Here is a 1,952-nt window from a genome sequence, read left to right on the forward strand (position 1 = left end):
CCCACAGCCAACATCCCCACGATTCCTCCGTCCAAGGGAAGATGTTCCAAGCGCGAGCCTCTTTCAGCAGCCTGCTAGACGCCGTGTTCCCGAATGCGTTAGCGTCGGGGACACGCACCGTTTTTTCCACCGGCAAAGCCGCCCGCCCCCCCTATGAAAGGTTGGATTTTCATGATCAGAGTTGTCGCTTTCTCCATTTGCGCCGCGTTGGCTTTGCCAGCCATTGCGCAAGATTTCGATCTGGTCATCCAGAACGGACGCGTCATGGATCCGGAGACCAATCTGGATGCCATCCGCAATGTCGGGATCAACGGCGGGCGCATCGAGGTCGTGACCGACGCTGATATCTCTGGCGCCGAGGTGATCGACGCCACCGGCCACGTGGTCGCGCCGGGGTTCATCGACCTGCATTGGCACGGGCAGAACCCGTTCGGGATCAAGCTGGCCTTGCGGGGCGGGGTCACAACCGCACTTGAGTTGGAGCTTGGAGCCTATCCCGTGGAAGCCTATTACGATTCCAAGGCGGGAAAGATGCAGGCGAATTACGGCACCTCGGCCAGCCACCTTGGCGCCCGGTTGCAATGGCTCGACGGCATTGTCAGCGACGTGGGCGGACAGCCGCTGTTTTCCGATGCGGTGAACAGGGCGGCGCAGGACGGTTCGAAATGGAGCACCGAGCGCACCGGCTACCGTTCACCCGAACGCGCTCAGATCGTCGCCGCGGTCGAGGACAGCCTGCGGCAGGGCGCGCTCGGGATCGGCTTTCCCATTGGCTATGCCACCGCCGTTTCGGGGTCCGAACTGACCGACATCGCGGTCATGGCCAAGAAGTACAACGCGTTCTTCCAGACCCACGTGCGCTACATCTCACAGGTTCCGCCGAGCGGATACCTGGCCGTTCAGGAATTGATTGCCGTCGCTCAGGCCAGTGGCGTTGGGATCATCGTCTCGCATGTGCCCAGCAACTGCCTTGGCGTCACGCAAGATTGCCTCGACCTGATCAATGATGCGCGTGAGAACGGGCTGAACATCGCTTCGGAATTCTACCCGTGGACGCGCGGAAGTTCGATCATTGGCGCGGACTATCTGGGCGATGGGTTCCAGGAGCGCACCGGGATGGATTTTTCCGACCTCCAGATCGTCGCCACCGGCGAAGTGCTGACCGAGGAGAGTTTCAATAAATACCGTGCGGAGTCCCCCGGAGAAGCGATGATCATGAGCCATATCGCGGAAGAGGACATGATGATTGCACTGGCAGATCCGCTCACCTTCGTCGGCTCGGATGCCTTCTTTTTCATTGATGAGAGGGGCATGCCGGTCGGATGGGACACGCCATACGACCAGCCCAACGGTCACCCGCGCGCAGCGGGCACCTCGGGAAAGTTCCTGCGTCTGGTGCGGGAAACAGGTGTGATCACCTTGATGCATGCGATCGCCAAGCTAAGCTACTATCAGGCCAGCTTCCTTGAAGACATGGTTCCCGACATGGCGGTTCGGGGCCGTATTCAGCCGGGCATGGCCGCAGATATCACGATCTTCGATCCGGCAACCGTGACCGAGAATGCCACTTATGAAGCAGGAGAGAACGCGCTTCCGACCACCGGCATCCCCTATGTCATCGTCAACGGAACAGTGGTTGTGCGGGACTCTGAGGTGCTCAAGGACGTCTACCCGGGCCAGCCAATTCGGAATGAGATCCTCGACTAATCTGCAGCTGCTGTCGTCCAGGCGCGATAGGTTGCCTCAGAAAAAACCAAGTGTGTCTGTTCTGTTGGTCACCGAAGCCAACAGACCAAAGTCCCATGAACACAGAATTGGACTCCAACTAGCGGTGCACTGCTCCCTAACCTTGGACCGCCGGAGGCTGGACTTTTGCGGCTGTCTCACGATGACGGGCTGGTGACGCCATCGGGATAATGCATGGCAATCGGGACTTTGTATCCGATCGCGCT

The 1,952-nt window shown here is 59.6% G+C and carries 1 protein-coding gene; it reads left to right on the forward strand.

The window, feature by feature from the left end; all coding sequences use genetic code 11:
- Positions 1-171 precede the first annotated feature (171 nt).
- Entirely contained in the window at positions 172-1,707 is a 1,536-nt protein-coding gene (locus AB0T83_RS20165) for an amidohydrolase family protein (RefSeq protein ID WP_366194987.1), read from the forward strand.
- Positions 1,708-1,952: the final 245 nt, after the last annotated feature.

The sequence above is a fragment of the Meridianimarinicoccus marinus genome, assembly GCF_040689105.1.
Classification (GTDB): domain Bacteria; phylum Pseudomonadota; class Alphaproteobacteria; order Rhodobacterales; family Rhodobacteraceae; genus Meridianimarinicoccus; species Meridianimarinicoccus marinus.